Source organism: Vibrio sp. OPT20, from assembly GCF_963889365.1.
In the GTDB taxonomy this organism is placed as follows: domain Bacteria; phylum Pseudomonadota; class Gammaproteobacteria; order Enterobacterales; family Vibrionaceae; genus Vibrio; species Vibrio splendidus.
Genome location: NZ_CAWPOA010000033.1, coordinates 28,215 through 54,207, shown reverse-complemented (window position 1 = coordinate 54,207; position 25,993 = coordinate 28,215). Strand labels below are relative to the sequence as shown.

Annotated in this window: 13 protein-coding genes and 1 pseudogene; 6 read left to right on the top strand and 8 right to left on the bottom strand. The window is 46.4% G+C overall.

What is annotated here, in order from left to right; genetic code table 11:
• Position 1: 1 nt before the first annotated feature.
• From AACR09_RS06585 to AACR09_RS24610, 4 genes are read right to left on the bottom strand one after another with little or no spacing between them, the layout of a single operon-like run.
• Positions 2-5,980 carry a beta-ketoacyl synthase N-terminal-like domain-containing protein gene (locus tag AACR09_RS06585; RefSeq protein ID WP_193836235.1) on the bottom strand — a complete coding sequence of 1,993 codons (5,979 nt, stop codon included), beginning with the start codon at positions 5,978-5,980 and terminating at the stop codon, positions 2-4.
• On the bottom strand, positions 5,977-8,064 hold the full coding sequence (locus AACR09_RS06580) for a PfaB family protein (RefSeq protein WP_193836234.1): 2,088 nt from the start codon (positions 8,062-8,064) through the stop codon (positions 5,977-5,979). Before AACR09_RS06580 ends, AACR09_RS06585 begins: the two co-directional genes overlap by 4 nt.
• Positions 8,064-15,878 carry a type I polyketide synthase gene (locus AACR09_RS06575; RefSeq protein ID WP_193836233.1) on the bottom strand — a complete coding sequence of 2,605 codons (7,815 nt, stop codon included), beginning with the start codon at positions 15,876-15,878 and terminating at the stop codon, positions 8,064-8,066. The genes AACR09_RS06580 and AACR09_RS06575 overlap by 1 nt, the downstream gene beginning before the upstream one ends.
• Positions 15,878-16,069, bottom strand: a complete 192-nt coding sequence (locus tag AACR09_RS24610) for a hypothetical protein (RefSeq protein ID WP_017076779.1) — start codon at positions 16,067-16,069, stop codon at positions 15,878-15,880. The genes AACR09_RS06575 and AACR09_RS24610 overlap by 1 nt, the downstream gene beginning before the upstream one ends.
• A gap of 527 nt (positions 16,070-16,596) precedes the next feature.
• On the opposite strand from AACR09_RS24610, the gene AACR09_RS06570 reads away from it, so the two are divergent.
• Complete coding sequence (locus tag AACR09_RS06570; RefSeq protein ID WP_108093775.1) at positions 16,597-17,424, top strand: 4'-phosphopantetheinyl transferase family protein; 828 nt, start codon at positions 16,597-16,599, stop codon at positions 17,422-17,424.
• Between the two features lie 20 nt (positions 17,425-17,444).
• Here AACR09_RS06570 and AACR09_RS06565 read toward each other — a convergent pair whose 3' ends face one another.
• On the bottom strand, positions 17,445-17,852 hold the full coding sequence (locus tag AACR09_RS06565; protein WP_004736070.1) for a thioesterase family protein: 408 nt from the start codon (positions 17,850-17,852) through the stop codon (positions 17,445-17,447).
• A 613-nt stretch (positions 17,853-18,465) separates the two neighbouring features.
• Here AACR09_RS06565 and AACR09_RS06560 point away from each other — a divergent pair.
• From AACR09_RS06560 to AACR09_RS06550, 3 genes are all read left to right on the top strand, one after another.
• Complete coding sequence (locus AACR09_RS06560; protein WP_004736072.1) at positions 18,466-19,461, top strand: TRAP transporter substrate-binding protein; 996 nt, start codon at positions 18,466-18,468, stop codon at positions 19,459-19,461.
• A 65-nt stretch (positions 19,462-19,526) separates the two neighbouring features.
• Entirely contained in the window at positions 19,527-20,282 is a 756-nt protein-coding gene (locus tag AACR09_RS06555; protein WP_193836232.1) for a TRAP transporter small permease, read from the top strand.
• A 2-nt stretch (positions 20,283-20,284) separates the two neighbouring features.
• Positions 20,285-21,646 (top strand): TRAP transporter large permease, encoded by a 1,362-nt coding sequence (locus AACR09_RS06550; protein ID WP_004736074.1) that lies wholly within the window; start codon positions 20,285-20,287, stop codon positions 21,644-21,646.
• A 32-nt stretch (positions 21,647-21,678) separates the two neighbouring features.
• Here AACR09_RS06550 and AACR09_RS06545 read toward each other — a convergent pair whose 3' ends face one another.
• From AACR09_RS06545 to AACR09_RS06535, 3 genes are all read right to left on the bottom strand, one after another.
• Positions 21,679-21,852, bottom strand: coding sequence for a hypothetical protein (locus AACR09_RS06545; RefSeq protein ID WP_193836231.1), 174 nt, complete (start codon positions 21,850-21,852; stop codon positions 21,679-21,681).
• Positions 21,853-21,930: 78 nt separating this feature from the next.
• The gene (locus tag AACR09_RS06540) at positions 21,931-23,280 is read right to left on the bottom strand and encodes a sigma-54-dependent transcriptional regulator (protein WP_193836230.1); all 1,350 of its coding nucleotides are present in this window, start codon (positions 23,278-23,280) and stop codon (positions 21,931-21,933) included.
• Between the two features lie 75 nt (positions 23,281-23,355).
• On the bottom strand, positions 23,356-25,218 hold the full coding sequence (locus tag AACR09_RS06535; RefSeq protein ID WP_193836229.1) for a sensor histidine kinase: 1,863 nt from the start codon (positions 25,216-25,218) through the stop codon (positions 23,356-23,358).
• A gap of 163 nt (positions 25,219-25,381) precedes the next feature.
• Between AACR09_RS06535 and AACR09_RS06530 the strand changes: the two are divergent.
• A pseudogene (locus AACR09_RS06530) lies at positions 25,382-25,564 on the top strand (hypothetical protein); the annotation flags it as partial.
• 335 nt (positions 25,565-25,899) lie between these two features.
• The coding region (locus tag AACR09_RS06525) for a trigger factor (protein WP_339367115.1) at positions 25,900-25,993 on the top strand (94 nt) is incomplete at its 3' end.

The following is a 25,993-nucleotide window of genomic DNA, read 5'->3' as shown; positions in this document are numbered from 1 at the left end:
CTTATGCTTTCTTGATACCAGGGGCTTCTTCGATACAAATCGCGATGTCTTTAACTTCGTAAATACGCAGACCATCTTTGCTTAGGTTTGCGTCACCAACGATGATGCGTTTACCGTCTTCATCTTTAATCGCAGTGATGTGTACATCCAGAGACATCTGTTTGTTCAGAGGGTTAATCTGACCACGATATTTCCATTTCACTTCCGATTGGATTTGACCAAATTTCGGATTGCGGAAACCAGCGCCAAGATCTTTGTTTAGCGCATAGGTTTGCATTAACTCGATGATCGCTTCGACACCTAGAGAGCCTGGCATTACCGGATCTTGATGGAAGTGGAACTGGAAGAACCAATCGCTTGGGTCAATCGTACGCTCAGCGTATAGGTAACCAAGGCCATCTTTACCACCATCGCTGGTGATCTGCACAGTATCGATAAAGTTCAAACGACCGCCAGCCAGCTGGTAGTGCTCTTGCACTTCACCAGTAGCAGAAATAGGTGCATTGAAGTAACGTGTCGTTTTGTCTAGCAGGTTGATGTTTACATCCGGTGTGCGGTTGTTATCAACGTGCCAAGGGTGAGTCACTTTACCGTTGTCTAACCCCAGTTGGTCTTTCAGTGCTGCGCCTTTGAAGTAACCAAATACCGCTGTACCTTGGTAGAAAGGCACGCCGTCAGTACTCAGTTCGAAGCTGAAGCTCTGTACGATGTTGGTGCCCATCATTACGGTTGAAAGCAGACGAGAATCGTTGGTGATCGTTTTGCCACGTAAGTCGACGTTACGCAGCATTTTGCCGCTGCCGTCTAGGTTACGGAAAAACAGTTCTTCACCTGGGAAGCCCAGTGTTGTACCCATGTAGCCTGAGATGAAGCCGTTTGGCTGCAGTGAAATCTCCATCAATACCGAGTAAGGCATTAGGGTTTGGTGGCTGTTTTCATCAAAGTACCATGCATTTTCTGGCACTTCGTACTCTGCGATACACGATGAAGGCTTCTTGAAGTCGCCACGCTTACCGTCGATCTCAACAACACGAGTAGTTAGCTGTAGGTCGCCACACGGAGTACGTGGTGGGATCATGCCACGGTAGATAGAGAAATCAGGACCGAAACATTTCTCGATATCGCCGGTTGCGAATTCGAACATGTGATAAGGCGTGAACGGAACTGTATCGGGTGTGCGGTTCGGGTAATCTGGCGTTACCGGCGCTTCAACGTGTTGAAGAGGAACCACACCTTTGTTTGGCGCTGTTGCTAGGTCTTCAATTTGCGCCATCAATGGTGCATTCGCTGAAGCCTGTTGGTTCACTGCTGGTGTATGGCCCAAGCTTTTATGGTCCAAGCTTTCGATAACAGGGGTCGCGACAGCTGTTTCTAAAGAAGGTAGGTAACGAGTACATTCGTCGTCTTCTTTGATCATCACACCCAAGTTTTGGAAATCAACAATCACTTTGCCGTTCAGCAAAATATCGATGTTGGCTTTCGCGTATGGACGAGGGCTTAGACCAATCTCGGTCACTTCCATGCGGTAAGTCAATTCTGCCGATTGCGGTAGAACTTGACCGCGACAACGTACTTGTTGAGGGGCATTTTCAAGCGGTTGGAAACGACCATTTTGAACAAGCGTGTGCATGCCAAGGTGCATCATGAAGAATTGAAGCAGTTGACCACAACCTTCTGCCATCAAAGAGCCAGCCATTACCGAGTCATCTTTGAAGTGACAAGGGAAGTACCAGTGCTCAGGCTCTAGCTGCTTGTGACCTTCAATCAGACCAAGTCCCCATGTGCCGCCTTGTGGTTCAACACGGCTAACCTTTTCGATCATCATGAACTTCTCTGAGCTGAAGCATAGAGAAGGTTGGTGGCGATTAGATTGGTGAGTTGGGCCAAAACACTCTGCGATGTTTGCAGTCAGCAGGTGGCGCAGTTCTTGGTGGTTAAACTGAGTTTTAGGGCAGTGCAACATAGGGTCGAAGCGTTGCTTAGTCGCCAGCTTACGCGCCTTGATTTCATCTTCAGTGTGAATCACACCTTTGCCATCTGCTAGCTCTTCATCAGTGAAGAAGCCCGCACAGCCGTTATCCATTTTCAGGATCATCTTGTCGCCAACGAAACACTCGTACGAGAAGAAGAACAGTAATGTATCGCCATTGCGAGCAAAGCTGTTGATTGAGATATCGTAACGCAGTGTATCGCCACCACGAGGCAAGTCGCCAAGGAAGGTCAGCGTACAATCAAGCAGGCGATAAACACGCTCGCCTTTGTTTTCAAAATCAATGCCTAAGTAGCTGATCAGCATTAAGTCACACTGACCAGATTCAACTGCAACAGCCCAAGGGATCTGACCATCAACAAGATACGGAGCATCAACTGGGATGTCGTATTCTGTAGTCATGGTACTTGGCTTGTACTCGTTAACGGTCGCGTTGAGCTTAGTGACACGAGATACCAATAGGTAGTCAGTGGTTGGCAAACGAACGCGGCGCGAGTAGCTATCGATGATCGCGTAATCAGGACCAAATACATTCGCAATATCACCTTCAGCGTATTCAACCAGATCATCGTAATCCCAGATACATGGTTTACGGATAGGCTTTACTGGAGCTGGTGTCGCAAGTGCGTTGACTGGTGTTGACTGAACAGGCGCCGGTTGAGCTTGAACAGGCTGAGCTGGCGTTTGTTGACCATTCGTTTGTTGAATAAGGGCATTGCTATCTAAACCAGATGTCACTGCGTTTAACTGTGCTTTCAATAGTGCATCAGCCATTTGCATGCCTTGGGCACGAGTGTGCAGGAATGCTTTGTGTACTTGCTGCGCTGCTTGTTGGTTTTGAGCAAAAGCTTGGTTGTGTGGTGTTACAGACGGCTGTAATGCTGCATCCGTATTAGCGTCGATTTGAGACGCGCCATTTTTAGCGGATAGGACATGAGTCATATTGCTGTGGTTACCTGTTAGCTGACTGTGGCGAGTTGGCGCCAGAGTAGGGGATACTGATGTAGGAGTTTCGATGACTGGCTCTACCGCGTTCTGCGCTAATGCTTTCTTCTCTAACTCTTTTTGCGCAAGTGCTGCTTGAATGTTTGCTGTCGTTGCAACCGACGCCACTCTTGCTGCTTGTTTACCAGAAGCTTTCTGTTGAATCGTTGCTAAGTTGGTCACTGGGGTTTGGGCAATATGTTGATAGATATCGCGACCACCGAGAGTGACTTGCTTAACCAATTGACGCTTAGCATCACTCGCCAGTTCACTGCTTAAACGAACGGAAAGTGATTGAGATTCAACACTCGATTGAGTTAGTAACAGCTGTGAACATTGGCCTTCGCTGATGTTGGCAACAATCGCGTTTTTAGAGCTGACATTTGGATTCAGTGGCTCATGGTTCAGGTTGAGCAGACCGTGTAACAGGCTTGCCATCCCAGAAGCTGCAGAGCAGTGACCCACACGTTGACTCGCTTGAGTCGTCTTTGTGCTCGCTAAACTTAGAGACGAAGACTGATATGACGAAGACTCTGGTGCATGGTTAAGCTCAAGCAGAGAAACATCGTTCGAGCTCATACCGACTTGAGTCAGTAACTCATCAGCAACGGCGTTGTTACGCTCGCTTGAACCAAAGGCTAAGGCGTTGATACTGCCGTAAGCTGTCTCTTGGTTGCTCGCTACTCGACTCTCTTCAACAAGAACAATCGCACCTGCGCCTTCGCCCACATTCCAACTGCCGTCTTGCGGTTGTCCGAATTTTGGAGCAAGTGACACTGGGCTCATGCTGTTCTTCAGAATCACATGTTCCGCACTGCCACTAAGGTCAACGGCTGCAATCACGACTGCGTCCATGGATTCTTGCGACATTAGGTTTTGCGCGACATCGATACAACGAGCAACTGATTGTTCAGCGGCTGAAATCGTAAAGGCAGGGCCGTTAAAGTCCCACAATGAAGAGATACGCGAAGCCATGATGTTGCCGATGAAACTGGTGTATTGGTTCAGCTTGGCTGCGTCCATCACACTGTCCATCGCGATGGTTTCTAGCGCTTGGTATTCGTCTTGAGTTAGTTCGATACCCATGTTGGCAAAGCTGTCAGCCAATTGGCTATGCAGGTTTACGCGTCCACGGAATTGGTGCATCTCAAGCTCTGTTTCCATCGCAACGAGTACTGCAACTTTTTGGCCTGCTACAAGCTCGGCATCTTTGATGGCTTCGTCTGCAACTTTCATCAGTAACAACTGCTGAGAGATCAAACGGTCATCTTCATTAGGCGGCACTTTAAAGCGTAGGAAATCGAGATCGAATTGATCGATGTACGCGCCATTTGGAATACCGTGTAAACCAAACTGATTCAGTAGTTCTGGATGTTGGTCTAAGCCTTTCCAACGTTTCTTAGGCAAGGCAATGAAAGCATCGTTGTTGGTTTCAATCGCAGTGCTCAGCGCATTGATGCTTTGCAGAGAGCCGAAGTGAGACGCTAGACCAGTAATGCTTAAATTAGACGGTTGTAGGCTTGGAGATACTGATTCTGGAATCTGGTTTACATGACTGGTGTCTGAATACGCTTCAAGCAGTAAGTGAGCGTTACAACCACCGAAACCAAATACAGAAACACCCGCGCAGCGCTCTGAGTTACCCGCTTTACTTGGCCAAGGTTGAACCTGCGTTGGCAGAGTCTGTGGGCCAAATAAACCTTCAGGCGACGATAGTGGCTTGTCCAAATTAATACTTGGAGGAAGCACGCCTTCTTTCATCGCAAAGATCATCTTCATAATCCCCGGCATACCCGCAGCAGTCAGTAAGTGGCCGAGGTTTGACTTCGCAGAGCCAATCAATGGCGGGTTAGAACCATTCAATTTGTCAGCAAAGAAACGCTCCATTGAGGTTAACTCAACCTTGTCACCTAATGGCGTGCCGGTTGCGTGACACTCAATCACTTCAATGCTGTCTGGTGTTAGGTTTGAAGCCTCGTAAGCGCGTTCAAAGGCTTGTACTTGTCCTTTGCTGTTTGGGCTTAATACGAACTGGCCACGGCCATCGTTCGACAAGCCAATACCGCTGACAACTGCATAGATATTGTCGCCATCACGTTCTGCATCAGCTAAGCGTTTTAGGACTAAAACACCGGCACCTTCGCCAGCAAACAGACCTTTACTGTTGCTATCAAACGGAACCGAAACACCGTGGTCAGGGTAAGCGTGGAAGATGGAAAAACCCATGTTGATAAAGAATGGGTCAGCACCTGATACCGCGCCTGCCAACATCATGTCGGCTTTGCCTGTGTTCAAGTAATCACACGCTAACTTCAATGAATACACTGAGCTTGCACATGCCGCATCTAGGCTAAGTTGCACGTTGCCTAAACCTAGCGCATCAGCCACTAACTTAGAGGCGTTGTGTGCCGCTGCACCATTGATAGGATTGAGATCTTGCGCGGTATCATTGGTTGGTAACAGTGAAAACTGGTCATTAGCCAATTTAGCTTGCAGTGCTTTTTCGACCACCGAGTGATACATCGGCAGAAACAAGTCGTTTGAACGTGTGGTTGGGAACGAAAGGGCACCCATGATCACGCCTGTGCGTTCTAAAACATCGGCATTCAGATCAATACCTGCGTCGGTTAAAGCCTTACGACTGGTATCCAAAGCCCATAGGAAGCTTTGATCTACACCGTTGAACGATTCTGCTGTTAAGCGGTAGCCATTGCTATCGAAATTGAAGTTTTCGATGTAGCCGCCTTTGTCACAGTAAAAGCGGTCTGATTCGCCTTGCACGCCCTGATAGCTTTCAGGTTTAGCTCCTAACTTTTCAGCGCTTAATGTGGTTCGAGAATCTTTTTTATTCAGCAAGTTTTGCCAAAAATCTTTTGGCGTATCCGCTTCTGGGTATTGGTTAGCAATACCGACAATCGCGATTTTATTGCACTTCACTTGCTGCTTATTCTTAGTTTGAGCTTGAGCTTGAGCTTGATATTGAGATGGCTTCGATTGAGAACTCATACTAGCTCTCCTTGATGGTTCACTGCGCTGCCTTGAGACACACCACGTAATTGCTTAGCGGCGGTGATCTGTTGTTCTAGCCCTTGAATAAGTGGCTCGACAGACAGTGGAATTTGATGAGTAATGAGCTGGCCAATACACTTGATGAGCGTGACAACATCGTCACCGCCTTTGGCATTGGAAGCGATTGTGCAGTACTGGTCGGCTACGTCGTCGCTACGATTGATCTTGTCGATCAATGTGCTGGTTTGACGATCTGCACCTACTTCGACAAACAGACGCGCACCTTGTTGACGCGCACTCTGGATCAACGCGGTGAAATCTAACGTTGAACAGAAGGTGTCGGCAATCGAAAGGGCGATGCTGTCGCTGTCGATATCGATTGGTGCGCCAGTCGGTAGACCTGCTGCGCTGATAAAGCGGATATGCTTTGGCAATTCGTCGAACAGTGGTTGCGTGTAAAACTCACGCACTTGGCTATGCTGACTCAGCGCTGGTGTGGTGTGCATCGCAGTAACACGGTTAGCGGCAATACCACGTTTACCCAGTTTCTTGAGTAGTGCACGACATGTGCTTTCACAACCTGCTAGCACGCAAGTATCACCTTGGATGATAGCGAGATAAGCGCGTGGGAATTCTGGTAACAGAGCCTCAATCGCTTGTGCATCACTTCGAACCACAAAGCTATTCCATTGGATGCTTTCGTCGCCGTTCAGCTGCCAATCTTGACGTACTGCGGTGAGTTCGCCAGAAATAGCCGTGGTGAAGATAGGACTGGTTTGAGTCATCTCAATCAGCGCATGCGGATTTTTCCAAACATTTAAGCTGGCCCACATGGAGGCTTCACCCTTGGAGTAACCCAAAGCGAAATCTGGCTGCACTTTGAATTCATCACACAAGAGCTGCGTTAGTAAATAACTACTGCCGACACCTGCAATGGCCAATTCACTGAGTGACATTTCTTGCGCCTCTTCAGCGTAGGTTTTTTCAGCCTGCAACATCTCTTTCAAGTTACCTTCGCGCTCTAAACGAGCAAATAACTGTGGGAAATGGTGGTGAAATTCGCGCAACATACCGGGATAAACCGTGCCAACACCAGGGTAAACAAATGCAACGCCACCTTTGCTTTGAGGCATCGGTGAGAAACAACTACCCGCTGGGGTTTTGTATTGGCTATTGTCAGCCATTACTTTTGGCAACGCATTTTCTAGCGCAGTGCTCTCTTGTATTGCAGCCTCAATTGAAGCGGCTTGAATCACGATGTTCGCACCAAGGTCAGCATTGTGCTGAACGCTTTGGAAATGCCCCAGGTTTGAATGCATTAAGGTAGCGATAGCAAGTTCACGGTATGCCGATTCGTTAACGCATTTAAGATCTTCTCTTAACGAGGTTAATTGAGAAACCAATTCGGCTTGTTCGTTGCCTGAAACCACAAACATCAAACGCTCGCTGGATAGCAATGGTTTTGGTTCTTGCAAACCGGTCGCTTGAGTCAAGATCAGGCTGGTGGCTTTTTGGCTATCGTCACTGAAAGTTAACGCAGCAACACGTGCTTTGTTCGGCTCAGTGAACCAATAATGGCTCGGTAATGAATGGCTCGGTAATGAATGGCTGGGTAATGAATAGCTCGACAATGAACGGCTCGATATCGCCTCAACTATATTCAACAACTCATTAAACTGCTGCGAAGCAGATAGGGTTGAGTATTGTTGTTGATGGCTTATATCTGAAGCGGGGCGGCGTGACATCTCTAGAGCAAGCTGAACGCTATCTCCATTATCTAGATCGAGAGTTTCGGCAAAGCCCGCTAAATTCGCGTGTGGGTGGATCTTATTCTGAGCAGCATTCAGCGCACTCAACATCAACAATGATGGTGAGTGAGAATCCAAACAGAGTTTAACAGCAGTGCCTTGATTTACAGTCTCAATCGCACGGCTAAGTGCTTGATTAAAATTGCCATCAACCACAACAGTAACTATCTCTGGAAGCGAAGGTGATAAGTCGGCAGAAAGCTCAGCCGCGTTTGCTGGCTGAGCTAAAAGAGCGATGCGCAATGGCATCGCTTTATTAGAAGGAACAGTCACTATGACAATTGCTCCTTTTCTGCGTTCTTAGTCACCTCTTTCTTTGATACTGCAGAGCTAGACTTCGGCAAAAATGCGTCGTTTAAGCTCTTGCTGATGGTGACTTTGGCACCTTTCATTACCGCACTTAAACGACCATCTTGGTGGTAAAGCGAGATATCAGCCTGCAGTGAACGAGCCGTGCTTTTTATCACGCTCAGCTCTAGCCAACCTTGGTCACCATTGTGCATCGGTGCGTAACAAACAAACTCACCGATTGCAGACGGTAGGCTTGCCGCGCCGTATTTCAATCGAGCCCATACCAGCATGGCTTGCAACAGATAATCTTCAGCAAATGGTTGGCTATCGCCAAAGCCTTGCTTAGGAATAAATGCTCCGCAGTCGCTGTTTTCAATCTGAGGCAACTGGCATTGAGCCAATAAACCTAAGTCGTCAAAGCGTTCGACTGAGGTAATACCTTGCAATCTTGGTCCATGAAACAGAGTACCGTCACTGTATAGAGCTTGTGCCGTTGTTACAGGCGCTGAAGTGTTGGCCTCAAAGCGTTTTACTGACGCTTGTTGAACATCTTCAGACACTTGCACAGAGGCAACTTGCAACTGAGCTTGATACTGTGGTCGCCCTTGGCAACTGATTACTGCTTTTAGCTGATCTTTTGATTTAGCGTCTGAAGACAAGACAAGCGTTAGCTCTTGCACTTCATCAGTATCAAAAATCACACCCTTAAGCAGTTTGTAGTTGTGAACGCTAACGTTCACCCCTAACAGTTGCTCTGCCACTTCGCGCATCCATTGGATGGCACACACTGTCGGTAACACTGGGTTACCGGCAATGCAGTGATCTTGAATGAAAGGCAATGCCTTTGGATCAAGATGACGTGTCACAGTGATGCTTGTATTCAGCGGACTCTTTGCAAGATGCACAGACTCCGCATTAAGCTTTTTTACAGCAGCTTCCTTGTTGTCAGCACCTTGCATGCTCGTACCAACCAGCAGTTGAATGCCAGTTTCGTTCAGTAGTTGAGAACTAAATAGCTCTGCACCCGCTTGAAGAGGAATTACGTACACACCACGCTCTGTGAACATACGTTTCAGTGCTGCGTTGACCATGCCACCGTCCCACGGTCCCCAGTTGAAGCTCATCACTTTCGCTTGAGGGTTACGCGCAGACAGTTGTAGAGCCGCTTTGTTTAGGATCTCGTTAGACATCGAGTAATCACTTTGGCCAGTGTTTCCGTAGAAACCCGCCGCCGAAGAGAACATCGCAATCAGTTTTAGCTTTGTGCTATCAAGACCACCAAGAACCGCTTCTAGCCCGCCCACTTTCGTGCCGTAAACCATGTTCAGTTCATCAAGTGTTTTATCTTGAATGTGTTTGTCAGCCAGTACACCTGCACCGTGGATAAGACCCGTGATGTCGTCGAAATTCGCCAGTGTTTTCGCTACAGATTCATGGTTCGACACATCTAGACTTAGGTATTCAGCGCTCGCGCCAATCTCGTTGAAAGCGGCAAGTGCTGCATTGATTTCAAGGCTGCTCAATACAGGTTTTAGCAAGGCATCAACTTTCTTCGGCGTTGGTTTGTCACCTGTTGCTTGTAGGTGAGCGATAGCCGCTGGTTTTAGCTCTTTCTCTTGCTTGCCTTGTGCCCACTGAGGTATCTCAGCTGAAGTAATATGCTTACTACGACCTGCAAGAATGAAGTGAGACTTACATTGCTTAGCAAGCGTCAGTGCACATTCAAACGTCACGCCTTTAGCGCCACCAGTTACGAGAACTTTGTCGCTCTTGGTGAGTTGAGCGCCTGTGTTTTTGGTTTGTGCAGCACCTGGTGTTGCAGCAATCAATGTTGCACGACCAGATTCACCGTTTTCTGCATGGCTAAGGCCGATTTCAACCGTGTTGGTATCGATATCGAACAGTTCGCCTGTGATAGCTTCAGCTAGGTGACGAGCATCAATAGAAGCGTCAGCATCCAATGCACGGCAGAACACGTTTGACCATTCATGGCTCAGTGTCTTAGTTAGACCAGACAGTGCTGCTTGGTTAAGTTCTGCGTTCGCTAATTGCTTAGTATCTAGGTAACCAAAGCCACCATCGATACGGCTTAGTGTGAAGAACACGCTGCGACCAGAAACGGTATTCAGCTGACCATTTAGGTGCTTGGCGAATAAGAACACTGTTGTCAGTGAAGCTCTTGAGTCTGCATTCAAGTTAACCGCTTGCTCGTTGCTTTGTTTTGCATCAACGATAGCTTGTAGGTGAATGAAGCCAGCAATCACTTTGTTCGACGTTTTAAGGTCTGCTTCGATGTCGTTAATAACCGCAGTGACACCAGCATCATCGACGCTGTTGAGTGTGTAGCTTGCGATTTCACTGTTTAAAGGTGACGCGGCAGAAAGGGCACTACGCACTACAGCAACTTGAATGCCGTTAGCGGTCAACTTTTCTGCTAGAACACCTGCGTTGTGACCATCATCTGTGATCACGACACAAGCGTCTTTTGAGAAACAATCGACGAGTTTATCTGCCGCTGGTAGCTTTTTTAGCGCTACCTCATTATGTGGTGGAAGTTCCGCTGTCGCTGTTTCTGCGATAGGCGTTACTGATTCAGCTTTTGGAGTCGCTACGGGTGCAGCAGCGGATAGCTTGCTTTGCATGTAAGTAACGATTTCACCAAGCGTACGACACTCAGCTAGGTCTTCAGGGTTTAGTTCTGGCAGCGTTGGTAGCTGGTCTTGAACTGTACCCAAGATCTCAACGCGTTTAATCGAATCGATACCAAGGTCTGCTTCCATGTCCATTGCTAGGTCGAGCATTTCTGCTGGGTAACCTGTTTTGTCGGCAACCACTTCCATCATTGTTGATTGAACGTGAGCAGGGTTTAGGTCGTTGCTCGTGCTTTCTGCAGCGGCTGTAGCTGCTTCTGGAGCAGGTGCTGCGTTAGGAGCTTCATTAGCGCCTAGCTTGCTGTTCATGTAATCAACGATTTCGCCCAGTGTACGACACTCAGCCAAATCTTCAGGATTTAGCTCTGGCAATGTTGGTAGCTGGTCTTGAACTGTACCAAGGATCTCAACACGTTTGATTGAGTCGATGCCAAGGTCAGCTTCCATATCCATTGCTAGGTCTAGCATTTCTGTTGGGTAGCCCGTTTTATCAGCCACTACGCTCAGCATTGTGCTTTGAACTTGTTCTGCGTTTAAACCGTTTGATACTGCTTGCGCTGGTGCAGATACTTGAGCTGCTACAGGAGTAGAAGCCGGAAGCTTACTGTTCATGTAGTCGACGATTTCGCCTAGAGTGCGACATTCAGCTAAGTCTTCAGGGTTTAGCTCTGGAAGAGTCGGTAGTTCGTCTTGAACCGTACCTAGAATTTCAACACGCTTGATTGAGTCGATACCAAGGTCAGCTTCCATGTCCATTGCTAGGTCTAGCATTTCAGTCGGGTAGCCCGTCTTCTCTGCTACCACTTCTAACATGGTTTTCTGAACGACAGCTGCATCTAAACCGCTAGCTGCTTGAACTGAAGTTGCTGCAGTTTGAGCGACTACAGGAGCAGAAGCCGGAAGCTTGCTGTTCATGTAAGCAACGATTTCGCCAAGAGTTCGACACTCAGCTAAGTCTTCAGGGTTTAGCTCTGGAAGAGTAGGCAGTTCATCTTGAACCGTACCAAGAATCTCAACACGCTTGATTGAATCGATACCAAGGTCTGCTTCCATATCCATTTCTAGATCAAGCATTTCCGTTGGGTAACCTGTTTTCTCAGCAACCACTTCTAGCATGGTTTGTTGAACGACTTTCGCATCAAGACCGTTAGCGGCTTGAACAGGAGCAGTTGCGCTTGGCTGTGCTGCAACAGGCGCTGATGCTGGCATCTTGCTGTTCATGTAAGTAACGATTTCGCCAAGAGTACGACACTCAGCTAAATCTTCAGGGTTCAGCTCAGGTAGGTTTGGCATTTCGTCTTGAACGGTACCAAGGATCTCTACGCGCTTGATTGAGTCGATACCAAGGTCTGCTTCCATGTCCATTTCTAGATCAAGCATTTCCGTTGGGTAACCCGTTTTCTCAGCGACCACTTCTAGCATCACTTTTTCAGCATCGGCTGATTGTACTGCTACTGGTGCAGCCACAGGAGCTGGTTGTGCTTTAACTGGCACAGGCTGAGCTGCAACAGGCGCTGCCGCTTGAGCCGCTACTTGTGGTGCAGGAGCTGCTTTCTGTACTGGCGTAACTTGAACAGACTGGGCTTGAACTGGCGCGGCTTGTACAGTAGTCGCTTGTACTTGAGCTACAGGCTGTTGAACGATAGCTGTTGGTGTAGCTTGAATTACTGGCTGAGCATTTACTGGCGCAACGAAGGTTGGTTGTGTCGTTTGTACTGAACCTTGCGTCAGCATATTAAGTGCTGAGTTGTTGCTGTGTGCTTGCATCTCTAGGTAATGAGCGTGAGCTTTTAGCGTTTCAGCTTGGTGCTGGTGGAACATTTCCATAGAACGTTGCAGGTTCTCTGGAATTGTTACGCCTGCTGTTGCCATTTTCGCTTGCTCAGACAGTAGGGTATTGAACGTGTCACCGTATTGTTGAGGAATCGCAAGGAACTGCTGATGTACTTCTGCTGCTTGTTGTTGAGCATTGAAGAACGATTGCAGTGAAGACTCATCAACCGTTACTTGAGCTGCTGGGGCAGTCTGAACCACTTGTGATTGTGGAGCAGCTATTGCTACTTGTGCACTTGGTGCTGGAGCAACTGACTGTTGTACATTTGAAGCTTGAGGAGCAGCCACAGGTACTTCAACGATTTCTGTTTTAATCACTTCTTTTTCCACGATTTTCTCGACTTCAACTTTCACTTCAACAATCTCAGTCTTTTCGGTGACGTTGCCCGAAGCCAATGATTGATCCATTTTCTTACGAGTAGCAGGGCTGATGTAGTTGGTTGCATTCAGCTTGATGTTCATTGGTGATGCCTTTGCTGGTTCAGCAATGTCAGCTTGGTAAGGGTCAATGTTGTCTAATGAAACACCAGCCACGCACAGTTGAACTGCAGTTAAGCGAAGTTGTTGGTCACTGTCGCCTTTAGGGCTTGGGTTGATGCTGATTGCATAAAGTTCTTCGTTCTTATCAGCCAATGTTTTTTCAACCAGCTTTTGAAGAATGTTCTTCGGACCGAACTCAACGAATACACGCGCACCAGCTTCATACATCGCTTCAATTTGCTCGCTGAAACGAACCGATTGCAGCATGTGTTGCTTGAACGCTTTCTTGATCGCTTTCGCGTCTTTGCTATGCAGTTTGCCTGTTGCGTTTGAATAAAGTGGCAGCGTTGGAGCGCTGAATGAAGCTTTATCAATTGCAGAAGCAAATGGTTTTTGAGCGTGAGCAACAAGCGGTGTGTGGAAAGCACCAGACACTGGCAGAGCAATTGTTTTGAAGCCTTGTTCAGTTAGCGCTTGTGCTGCTTGTTGAACCGTCGCAGTTGGACCTGCAATAACCAATTGAGTCGGAGCGTTGTAGTTGGCAATGCTCACGCCTTCGAATTGGCTGATGCAGCTTTCAACGGCTGGAAGTTTGTCTGCGTCTAGGATGACCGCAAACATAGTACCGCTGTCACCTTGTTCAGGTGTCGCCGCCATCGCATCGCCACGAGCGAAAGCTAGCTGGTAGTAATCGTCTTGCGAGATAACACCCGATGCACATAGTGCACTTAACTCACCAAAGCTGTGGCCAGCCACCATGTCGGCTTTGAAGCCAGCTTGAGTCATGATGTCGAACTGACCCATAGACACAGTACCAATCGCACTTTGCGCGTTGGCCGTGTTGGTTAGCACCGCTTCTTGAGCTTTGGTTGCTTCTGGTGTGAAGGTTGGAATTGGGAACAGAATTTGCGACAGAGCCGTTTTCTTGTGCTGACCAAATACTTGATCCGCTTGAGCAAGCTGTTGACGCATCTCAGGGTAGTGACACGCAAGCTCGCGACCCATGTTTAGGTATTGCGAACCTTGACCTGCAAATAGCGCTGCCACTTTACCTACGCCGCTTTCAGCAATCAGTGCCGACTCACGGTAGCTAGTGCCGTTTGGCATCTGCCAATGTGCTTTGGTTTGGCTCTCAAGCATAGAAACCGCTTGAGTCAGTTGCGCTTGAAGGTCTGCTTGGTCAATCACGACTAAACCAAGACGAGCATGCTTAGCGTTAACTTCACGTAGACCATGTTGCTCAGCAAGCGTTTCCAGTTTGAACGCAGCGTCTGCAGCTTGAGTTGAAACCTGCTTGAGCTCATTGATCAGTGCTTGACGAGATTCTGCGCTGAATAACAGAGTTTGCGGTACTTGGCGCTGACGGTATTTGTCACCGCGAGTGTGCTCTGGTGTGTACTCTTCCAATACCACGTGGAAGTTAGTGCCACCAAAACCGAATGAGCTGATACCTGCACGGCGTGGTGTGCCGTCGACACGTTTCATCCAAGGACGCGTTTGTGTGTTGAGGTAGAACGGTGAGTTCTCGATATCCAACTTAGGATTCGGAGCTGATACGTTGATCGTTGGCGGCAGTACTTTGTGGTGTAGTGCTAATGCAGCTTTGATTAAACCTGCAGTACCCGCGGTTGATTTAGTGTGACCAATTTGAGATTTCACAGAGCCTAACGCAATGTGTTGCTTCTCTTCGTTGTTCTCACTAAATACCGAATTTAGACCACCGAATTCGGCCACATCACCCGCTGCAGTACCTGTACCGTGCGCTTCTAATAGGCCAAGCGTGTGCGGTGCAAAACCCGCATCATCGTAAGCACGTTTCAGTGCTTTCGCTTGTCCTTCAGGGCGAGGTGCGTAAATACTCTTGAATTTACCATCCGAAGAAGAACCGACACCTTTAATCACTGAGTAGATTCTGTCGCCGTCGCGCTCTGCATCTTCAAGACGCTTCAGAGCAACCATACCGATGCCTTCACCAATCATCATCCCTTTTGAGTCGATGTCGAAAGGTTGAATGGTTTCATTGGTGGTAAATGCAGGTGTTTTAGAGAAGCTCATGTACATGGTTGGCGAGTTATCAGTACACACACCACCTGTGATCATCATTTCACTGCGGCCTTCAACCAGCTCACTAAGAGCCATACGCATTGCGGCTAGAGAGCCCGCACACGCAGCATCTACTACACAGTTGATGCCACCAAGGTCAAAGCGGTTAGCAATACGACCTGAAATTACGTTACCCAATGAACCAGGGAATGAGTTCTCTTCCCAGTGGATGTATTGGTCTTGGAACTTTTTGATCAGCATTTCGCTGTCTTCGTCGTTGATGCCACTGCTCTTGAAGACTTTTTTCAAAACAGGGTATTGCAGACGAGCATTCAGGCTTTGAGCGATCTTCTGACCACCACCAACACCGAGCGTGATACCGATCTTATCGCGATCGTAGCCTTCAGGCAGCTTGGCATCTTCAAGTACTTCTTTTGCAACGATCAGAGAAAGCAGCTGCGACGTATCAGTCAGTTCTAGGATATTTGGCGGAAGACCGAACTCCATAGGGTTGAAGTCCACTTCTGGGATGAAACCACCGCGCTTACAGTAAGACTTGTCTGGCGTAGTACGATCTGAGTCGTAGTAATCTTCTGGACGCCAGTGCGTATCGGGTACTTCAGTAATCGCATCGATTTTTTCGCTGATAAGGTCCCAAAATTTATTCAGGTAGCGGGAGTTTGCAAACATGCTCGCCATACCAACGATAGCGACAGGCATATCTTTAAGGCGTTTATTCAGTCGAGTATCGTCGACTGATTCCGGTGTATTTGTCTCGGGTTGGCTCATTATGAGTCTCCACTAGAAATCACAGAAAGTGATGTCGTGTTTTGAGGCTGCGCTTTTAAAATTAAAGAAAGAAAATCTGAAACAGATTTAGGGAAGCGCAGCTGAAAATTCAGGTTGCTGAGTGGCGGCAACCAGATAGAAATTAGGCTTTCGAAGTGCGTTGACTTACGAGAGTAGGGGAGGTGTTTCATGCGCGACGGTGGCATTCAAATGTTGAGGCGATGTCCATTAAAATCCTGTTCAAAGTCTGACTAAATGAAAAGTCGGTATCCGCAAAGAAAACGTGTGAATTTGTTTAATGGTTGAGCAGGCTACCCGAGGTGACTTATTGATACAATGCTCCGAGAGGCCACTATGATCTGTTCAGACCAGATGAATTTGGTATGGTTTTGATTTTTGCATTTTCAATTTCATTAACTTGTTGATAATTAATGGTTATGAGTTGTTATTTAGTGTTTTTACTCTATATTTTGATTTGGTGAGATCTATGTCATGTTTTTGTAAGTAACATTTAATGGATGCCTCTTGTGCAAGGCTAAGTGTGATCTGTGTTTTAATTTGTTATTATTTGAGAAATTGGTTTTAAGCCCGTATATGAAGGGTGTTTCCCTCCCGTATTCTCTAGGTTTCACTTAAATCATAGATGAGTTAAATTTGTTCGATTTGGTTGTTCCAATCGTGTTTTGAAGAGTGATTTCTAGAAGTGAGTTCGAGTTAAATGAAAACTTCCGTTGTTGATTTGTGGCTATGTTCTCTGAGTAATTTAGATGACCAGCCAGACAATGTATCGCAGCTCAAAAAGAGACTGACAGCCGATGAGATAGCCAAAGTTGAGCGCTATCGAATGCCCTCATCTCAAATTCAGGCTCTGTATGTTCGAAATTACCTAAGAAAGGTGCTGTCTCGCTATTCTGATTTGATGCCTGAAGCGTGGCGCTTTGAATATGGCGAGAAAGGAAAGCCAAGTTTAGTCGTCGAACAGCAACTCAAGACGGGGTTAAATTTCAATATTAGTCATAGCAAAGAACATTTGTTGATTGCAGTTTGCCAGATAGAAGGGAAGCAAGTTCAATTGGGTGTTGATATTGAACACGCAAGAAGTTCGACCAATATCGACTCGATCATGAAGCACTACTTTTCAGATAAAGAATTGGCGGATTTACTTGAGCTCAGCAAAGAAGAACAGAGAGAGCGTTTTTTCGATCTGTGGGCGTTGAAAGAGTCGTACATCAAAGCTACGGGCAAGGGGCTGGCCACATCGTTGCGAAGCTTTTCGTTCGAATTCTCCAATCTGACGGAGCAAACATTGTCAATTCACGCTTCGGGTTTTCAACCAAACTTGCAGGATGAAATTAGATTGCATGGTGAAATCAGCATATACAGTGGAGTTGGGTTGGATGTTACTGAGCAAACCGATAGTTCTGCAGATTGGCAATGTTGCTTGGGGCGGTTGGATGAGCAGTATCGCTTTGCTGTTACGCTTGGTGGGGCGAGTCTGCCAATGCAATTAGAGATGAGAACCTTTTCGTCGTCTCATCTCTTTTAAGCTGGTTTGGTGAGACGAAGTTAGCTCGTTTCGCCAAGCATCGCTTTTAATACTTCGGCAGGTACGGGCTGCAGTTGTTTGTCTTTATCTAAACAGACCATTTCGATATCACCAATCACCGCGGGTTTGGTTGCATCTTTACGCCACACTTCTTGTCGCCATAGCGTTTTGTATTTGCCATCGAGTTCAAAAGAAGTTCGGATGTCACAGATCTCAGCGAACTCAACACCATCTTGAAAAGTCATGTTGGCTTTATAGACCGCAAAACCTAGTCCGTGCTCGTTCCACAATTCCGCCAATTTATCGCTACCCAAGACATGTTCGCGCGCACGCTCAAAGTACTTTAGAAAGTTAGGGTGATAAACCACACCTGAGTGATCGGTATCTTCATAGTAAATTTGTACTGGGTGATGGTAGATCTGACTCATTGGTATCAACTCTTATTAAGTGTAAATCTGACTAAGTTGTGCAGCACTCTACAGGATAGGTCGAAATTACTTCAAGGTATCATCGGCAATGTGGCTCTTGGTCAGACCTCATTCGGCCTTATTCATTACTAGGGCGTGTTGACCTTTCGTGGTTAAATTTTGTTCGAGATAAAAGCGTTTTAATCGCGGCGAGGGGGAAGTAGCCTAGTCATTCTAAGCAAATCTCCCTCAACAAAGAGTAAAACGCTTTTAGCCGAACCCTTCGGGCAGCGTTTGCTGGTCATTTCTACTACGTTATCGGCTTCTCATGTAGGCTAGCTACACATCAAAGCCTTTGCCTTGTATAAATACCCAGCAACTCGCTGCAAAAATCAGCTCGAAAGGTCAACACGCCCTAATATGTTGGTCAGCTTCCACCCATTTACAAATATTCTATGTGTCATTTTCCACCCATTGATTTTTGCAGCGAGTTAGTGACTGCTGCAGGCAGATATCATGAAGCCTTATAGTTAAAGGTTTGTTAATGTTTTGTTTCAATGTGGCGCGTTAATTGCCTTAGTGAAAGCACGCAGTTCCCATTGAAGGGCTGCTTTGTTTACTAAGGAGAATAATAATGTTTAAGCCTCTTACCCTGCTGTCTGTATCTGCTCTGGCGCTCACAAGTTTTAATGCTGCTGCAAACTGTGACCCAGGTGAAATCGTGATTAAATTCAGTCATGTAACCAATACCGATAAGCACCCGAAAGGCATTGCCGCTTCTTTACTGGAAGAGCGAGTAAACACGGAAATGAATGGCAAAGCTTGTATGCAAGTTTTCCCTAACTCAACACTCTACGATGATAATAAAGTACTGGAAGCCCTGTTAAATGGTGATGTTCAAATGGCGGCACCATCGCTGTCTAAATTTGAGAAGTTCACTAAGAAATACCGCATTTTTGACCTTCCTTTCCTATTTGAAGACGTAGAAGCCGTTGACCGTTTCCAAAACTCAGAATCTGGCGAAAAACTGAAGAATGCGATGAAGCGTCGTGGCCTTCAAGGTCTAGCGTTTTGGCACAATGGCATGAAACAGATGTCGGCGAATAAGCCTCTTATCAACCCTGAAGACGCGGAAGGTTTGAAATTCCGTGTTCAAGCATCAGACGTATTGGTGGCTCAGTTTGAACAACTAGGCGCTAACCCACAGAAGATGTCTTTCAAAGAAGTTTATGGTGGCCTGCAAACTAAGGTTATCGATGGTCAAGAGAACACATGGTCAAACATCTACGGTAAGAAGTTCTTTGAAGTACAAGACGGCGTAACTGAAACCAATCACGGTATCTTGGATTACCTAGTGGTAACGTCAAACGACTTCTGGAAAGACCTACCTGAAGATGTACGTACACAGCTTGGCACTATCGTTCAAGAAGTCTCTGAAACACGTAATGCAGAATCTTCAAAAGTTAACCTAGCGAACAAAAATAACATCATCGAAGCCGGTGGTGAGGTTCGTACACTTACGCCTGAACAGCGTGAAGCATGGGTAGCTGCACTTCAACCAGTGTGGAAGAAGTTTGAAAAAGACATCGGTTCAGACCTTATCGATGCAGCGTTAGCTTCAAACCAATAACACCGCTAAGGGAGTGGCGTGCATTTCGCCACTCCTTATTAAAATAACTATAAGCGGAGCCAATTATGGATAATCCTCAAATGGAACAACCAAATTCTAGCGAATCAGCACTGGAAACCTCTTTTTTTTCCAAAGTCGGAAGAGTTACAGATGTGATTGAAGAGTCATTAATCGCATTTTTCCTTGGCGCAATGACGCTACTTACTTTTGCCAATGTTGTATTCAGATACGCATTCAATGGCAATATCTTGTGGGCACTAGAACTGACTGTGTTCATGTTCGCTTGGATGGTGTTAGTGGGCGCATCTTATGGCGTTAAAAAACACTTCCACATTGGCGTTGATGTGATCATCAACCTTGCCCCAGAAAAGCTACGTAAAGTGTATGCGTTAATCGCCGTCACAAGCTGCCTAGCATTCTCAATCTTACTTCTTATCGGTTCTTGGAATTACTGGTACCCGTTTGCGACTGAGCGCGCTTGGTACGAGACCGATGATATTCCAATGCCCGAGATGCTTCAGTTTCTTGCTGACTGGTTGAATGAAGGCGAGCGATACGAGAAACTGCCACGTTTTATTCCTTATATGGCGCTGCCGATTGGCATGGCAATGCTGACGTTCCGATTCATCCAAATCGCTTATCAAGTGGCGACGGGCAAGCTTGACCGCATGATTGCAGGCCATGAAGCCGAAGAAGAGCTGGATGCATTGAAAGCTGATGTGTTAGCGGGTTCTGATGAAGACGCGACAGCGGTATTGGATTCGACTAAGCAAAACAAGGCGAACGAGTCGGGTACAAAATCTAACGGTAAGGAAGGCTAATCATGGCAATGTTATTTCTATTTTTAATGGTAATTGCTTTCATGTTGGTCGGTGTACCAATTGCGATTTCCCTTGGTTTATCGAGCGTCATATTCTTATTGATGCATTCAGATGCGTCATTAGCTTCAGTCGCACAAACGTTGTTCAACGCATTTGCAGGCCACTACACACTCTTAGCGATCCCTTTCTTTATCTTGGCCTCTAGCTTCATGTCAACCGGTGGTGTGGCGAAACGTATTATCCGTTTTGCTATCGCAATGGTCGGCTGGTTCCGCGGCGGTTTAGCGATGGCGTCGGTTGTGGCATGTATGATGTTCGCAGCGTTATCTGGATCGTCTCCAGCAACGGTAGTAGCAATCGGTAGTATTGTTATCGCTGGTATGATCAAAAACGGCTACACAAAAGAATTCGCGGCAGGGGTTATCTGTAATGCGGGTACTTTGGGTATCTTGATTCCACCGTCAATTGTTATGGTTGTTTACGCTGCGGCGACGGATGTATCTGTAGGTCGTATGTTCCTTGGTGGCGTGATTCCTGGTCTGTTGGCGGGTGTGATGTTGATGATTGCTATCTACATTGCAGCACGTATTAAGAAGATTCCTGCACAGCCGTTTGTGGGCTGGGGTGAGATGTTCGCAGCAGCAAAAGACGCAAGTTGGGGTCTGCTACTGATTGTCATCATTTTGGGTGGTATCTACGGCGGTATCTTTACACCGACGGAAGCGGCAGCTGTTGCAGCGGTATACGCGTTCTTTATTGCCAACTTTATCTATAAAGATATGGGGCCTTTCGCTGACAAGAAGAATACAAAGCCTGCTTTGGTTAAAGTGTTCCAAACCTTCTTCCACAAAGATACCAAAGACACGCTCTATGATGCAGGTAAGTTGACGATCATGCTGCTATTTATCATAGCTAATGCTCTGATTCTTAAGCATGTACTGACAGAAGAACGTATTCCTCAGATGATCACGGAATCTATGTTGTCTGCAGGCTTGGGTCCGATCACCTTCTTAATTGTGGTGAACGTTCTACTCTTGATTGGTGGGCAGTTCATGGAGCCATCAGGCTTGCTGATCATCGTTGCGCCATTGGTATTCCCAATTGCAATTGCACTGGGCATCGACCCAATTCACCTAGGTATCATGATGGTGGTGAACATGGAGATAGGGATGATAACGCCGCCTGTTGGGCTCAATTTGTTTGTTACCGCCGGGGTCGCGAAGATGTCGATGATGAACGTGGTAAAAGCAGCGTTGCCATGGGTTGGCGTGATGTTCTTGTTCTTGATTATCGTAACTTACGTACCTTGGGTATCAACATGGTTACCGACCACCTTGATGGGGCCAGAGATCATCACTAAGTAGGTAGTGAAGTAACAACGAAGTGATGAGGAGGGTTAAACCTCCTCATCGATAATCTTGCCATATCTAGAACCTAAATCAATCTGCTCATACAGCGCTCTTTTTGCCTCTAATTCTGGCGTGTATAGATCGACATGATTGTCAGTATAAAAAATACCATCTATCTCGAAAGTATCGGTGATCGAGGGAACTCTTGTTTTCTCACCCATAGTTATTTCCTTATTACTTTGATTGCATAACATCCTGTTATCAAAATAAGTATAGGTGATCTTGCTCCCAAATCTAATTTAGTTTTCGTTTTGTCTGTATGACTCTTTCACTAGCTGGTGTTTTTGCATCTTATCGTAGAGTGTTTTTCGGGGAAGTTGTAGTCTATCCATCGTCTCTTTGATGCTGCCATTACACTCAATAAGCGCTTGCTTTAACATGTTTTTCTCAAAATCACAAACCAGTTCTGCTAACGACAAATGTTGGGTCGACTCCGAAGTGCTGTCTGATAAGTGAGATAGTTTACCTAAAAGTACGAAACGCTCCGCAGTGTTACGCAATTCTCGTACATTTCCCGGCCAATCGTGGGCTAAAAGCTCGTGCAGTTCTTTCTGTGGAATTGCCGGGGCTGTTTTGCCATAACGTGCCGCAGCGACCAGTAAGAAGTGGTGGAAGAGTGCTGGGATATCTTCTTGGCGGCTTCTCAACGGCGGTAAATCTAGGGTGACAACATTCAATCGGTAGTAAAGGTCTTGTCTGAAAGCCCCTTCTTCAGCTGCCTTTTTCAAGTCAACTTTGGTTGCGGCGATTACTCGAATATCAAGTGGGATCAATCCGTTTGAGCCAACTCTTTCGATGACGCGTTCTTGTAAGACACGTAACAGGCGAATTTGTGCCTGCATCGGCATGGATTCGATCTCATCTAAGAATAGGGTTCCGCCTTGAGCAAACTCGAACTTGCCAATGCGTTTACTCTCAGCACCTGTGAATGCGCCTTTTTCATGGCCATACAACTCACTTTCAATCAGATTTTCTGGAACCGCCCCGCAATTGACGGCAACAAAGTTTTGTTCTCGTCGACTGCTTTGCTCATGTAGGGACCGTGCGACTAATTCTTTGCCCGTGCCTGTCTCACCAAACAACAAAATATCGGCGTTAGTGTCGGCAACGTGGGTGATGATAGAACGCAGTTCGGTCATTGATTGCGTGTCACCAATGATTCTTGGTCCAAGCGCTTTACTGGCCTTGAGAGAGCGCTTTAATTCAAGATTTTCAAGGGTAAGTTGGCGTTTTTCAATCGCTCGCTTAGTGGTTTCGATTAGACGTTCATTGGCGAACGGCTTTTCAATGAAGTCATAGGCGCCGTCTTGGATAGCTTGCACGGCCATGGAGATATCGCCGTGGCCAGTGATCATGATTACGGGGACTTCTTTATCTTTGTGCATTACGGTGTTGAGCAAGTCATGCCCGGAAATACCCGGTAAACAGATATCAGTGATGATCACGTGGGGTAAGCCGTTCTCTTGAATTGCGAGCAGAGCAGATTCGGCATCGGGAAAGAACTCCGCTTCAATATCGGCGAGCTCAAAGCTCTGTTCAATCGCCATTCTTAGATCGGATTCGTCATCAATGAAATAGACGTGACACATAGTGATTCCTTTACTTCTTTGTATTCTGATTATCGCTGAGTTTTTTGCTTGTTGGTTGGCTCGCTTGTTCAATAGCTAGCTTGCTAACGGTTTAATCTCAGTCTGTTGTTTTTGGTTTGGGTGTTGGTTTTTTTCTTTTTGTTCTTGCTCAACAAGGGGCAACTCTATGCTGAATCGAGCGCCACCTTGAGGGCTGTGACCGGTAACGAGCTTGCCGTTGATTCCGCTGATTATTTGTTGAGAAATCGATAACCCAAGTCCAAGTCCGTTTTTCTTGGTGGTATGGAAAGGTTCAAAAAAATCTCCGCTCGAAGGGGAAGTGAAGCCGGGGCCATTATCATCGACATGAATCAGCAAGGTGCTGGTTTGTTGATGGTCGGATTCCCTAATCTCTAACAGAATAGCTAATTGCTTGTCGTTTTGTTGTTCCATCGCCTGAATCGCGTTGGTCAACAAATTAATGATCACTTGTTCCAATTGAATGGCGTTGGCGAGCACGCAAGCATCAAAGATTTCAGGGAGTTCGTTGACCTTAACTCGTTCACTCTTGAGTTGTGGTTTCATCAGCTCTCTTGACGAGTGCAATACGGGTAGTATCTGCAACGTATGTAATTCTTCCGCGGTGGATTTCTTTGCAAAAGAGCGAAGCTGGTGGCTGATTTTCGCCATGCGATCAGTGAGCGCTGAGATTCGCGAGAGGTTGTCATCGACACGATCGATCTTTTCTTTGGCAAGAAACAGTCGGCCGTTGTCGGCATAACTGCGAATCGCAGCGAGAGGGTTATTTAACTCATGGCTGATGCTTGCCGACATTTGCCCTAGCACCGCCAGTTTGGCGGCTTGGATGAGTTCGTCTTGTGTCTGTCTCAGTACATGTTCGGTTTCGATACGATGTTTAATCTCGACATGCAGCTCTGATGTGCGCTCAAGCACTTGAAATTCTAGCTTTTGCTTGGCTTCAGATTGCAGCCTATCAATTTGGGCACGCCTTTGTTGTCGATGGTGATTGAGCTGCATCGTTAGATAAATAATCGCAAAGATAAGGCTGAGAACTACAAGGTAAGCCACCAAGTCCCACCAAACTAAGTGGGTCGGAGAAAATACTCGTATGGTGAGTTTCGGTTCGGCTAAGAAGCGTGAAGAGCTAAAGAATTGCTCTTGGACGAGCTTGTGCGGAGACTCAATATTGCTAGTCGCACTCTCGAAATCACCAGAGAAGTGAAGGCTTTCTATTTTGGTATCGAGATATTGTCTGCTTTCTTGAATTCGAGCTTGCTGTGCTTGGCTCAGCGGCTGAAGGCTCTTGAACAGCCATTCAGGATTACTCGACATGAATACGATTTGGTCTTTATCGTCAGCAACAAAAAAACTCTGTTTGCCTTTCCAACTTGCTTCAATCAGCGATAAGTCCATCTTTACGACAATGACGCCAATAATCTCAGCGGCATAGGAGACGGGGTAAGAATAATAATAGCCTCGCTTCCCAGACGTTGAACCTAGCGCAAAATATTGATTTTCATTACCTTGAATGGCTTCTTGATAGTAGGGACGGAAAGCAAAGTTTCGACGAATAAAAGAATGCGGTTGATTCCAGTTACTGGCTGCTATAGTGGTGCCAATGCTGTCTAATAGATAAGTGTCGGACGCTTGAATCACCGAATTTACGTGCTCTAGATAGCGATTGGTGAGTTCGATTTGCGCAGAGTTACTTGGAGAGTGAAGGGCATCGACCAGTTCTTTGTCTTTTGAAAGCAGCTCGGGAATGTGCGCGAACTTATCCAGTTGGCTTGAAATATGAACCGAAAAGCGGTCTAGCTTAGATTGATGATCATTTAACAAACTTTCATGACTTGTACTCCACACCCAATGACCGCCAAAGACCATCAGTAGACTGTATATGGCCATTAATAGTATTGGGATTCTAAAAGCTTGAAACATGAAGGCTCTCCGCTAATTTCTTTGGTAATCAATCAAGCCCGTCTTCTCTCATTTATGGTAGCAAATAGCGGTAGTTTTTGCTGAAAGGAGAAAGTCGACAGGTGGGGGTAGGTTAAGGGTTTGTAACGGGGATTGTTGAAAAAGTTATCGACTCTGAGGGGTAAAACAAGAGCAAGATCTCTTTTTAAGGTTTTTAGCAAAAAAAGCCCTCGATTCCCTTGAAAAAGTCGCTATTGTCCCCATTTCTGTTGTGCTAAGTGATGATTTGATCGTTTTTGTATCATTTAGTTGGACGAATTTAGAGCATTCATCATCATGCAGAGGTGAACGGCTCGACAGAGATTAAACAGATCGCTAGAATGTCGCATCTAAAATTTCTGTCCTGAGGCTAATCGGAGATACCTTTCTTGTTTCCGAAAACAAGCTTCACTGCTTTTTATAGGTTCGTGAAAACGTTTTATAACTGCGTGAGAACGTTCAATAAGCATGTGAAGAACGAAGATATCGCTGATTAGTCTGGTGTTTGGTTGAATAATCAATTCAGACATCAATGCTCGATTTTAAATTAGGTGTTCGGATAGAGCACTACACAAGAATGCAGCCAACAACGTCGGCTTTTGAATTAAAGCTAAGTTACGGCTCATATGCTCAGATTACTGAGCCAGTTTTGAGGTTTATATAATGCAAGTTACTGTTGAAACGCTAGAAGGCCTAGAGCGCCGTCTTAATATTACTGTTCCTGCTGCTAACATCGAAGATGCAGTTACAGCTGAAC

Coding starts and splice junctions, on each gene's coding strand:
- AACR09_RS06585 (WP_193836235.1), bottom strand. CDS start 5,980: ATGAGTTCTCAATCGAAGCCATCTCAATATCAAGCTCAAGCTCAAGCT.
- AACR09_RS06575 (WP_193836233.1), bottom strand. CDS start 15,878: ATGAGCCAACCCGAGACAAATACACCGGAATCAGTCGACGATACTCGA.
- AACR09_RS24610 (WP_017076779.1), bottom strand. CDS start 16,069: ATGAAACACCTCCCCTACTCTCGTAAGTCAACGCACTTCGAAAGCCTA.
- AACR09_RS06570 (WP_108093775.1), top strand. CDS start 16,597: ATGAAAACTTCCGTTGTTGATTTGTGGCTATGTTCTCTGAGTAATTTA.
- AACR09_RS06565 (WP_004736070.1), bottom strand. CDS start 17,852: ATGAGTCAGATCTACCATCACCCAGTACAAATTTACTATGAAGATACC.
- AACR09_RS06560 (WP_004736072.1), top strand. CDS start 18,466: ATGTTTAAGCCTCTTACCCTGCTGTCTGTATCTGCTCTGGCGCTCACA.
- AACR09_RS06555 (WP_193836232.1), top strand. CDS start 19,527: ATGGATAATCCTCAAATGGAACAACCAAATTCTAGCGAATCAGCACTG.
- AACR09_RS06550 (WP_004736074.1), top strand. CDS start 20,285: ATGGCAATGTTATTTCTATTTTTAATGGTAATTGCTTTCATGTTGGTC.
- AACR09_RS06545 (WP_193836231.1), bottom strand. CDS start 21,852: ATGGGTGAGAAAACAAGAGTTCCCTCGATCACCGATACTTTCGAGATA.
- AACR09_RS06540 (WP_193836230.1), bottom strand. CDS start 23,280: ATGTGTCACGTCTATTTCATTGATGACGAATCCGATCTAAGAATGGCG.
- AACR09_RS06535 (WP_193836229.1), bottom strand. CDS start 25,218: ATGTTTCAAGCTTTTAGAATCCCAATACTATTAATGGCCATATACAGT.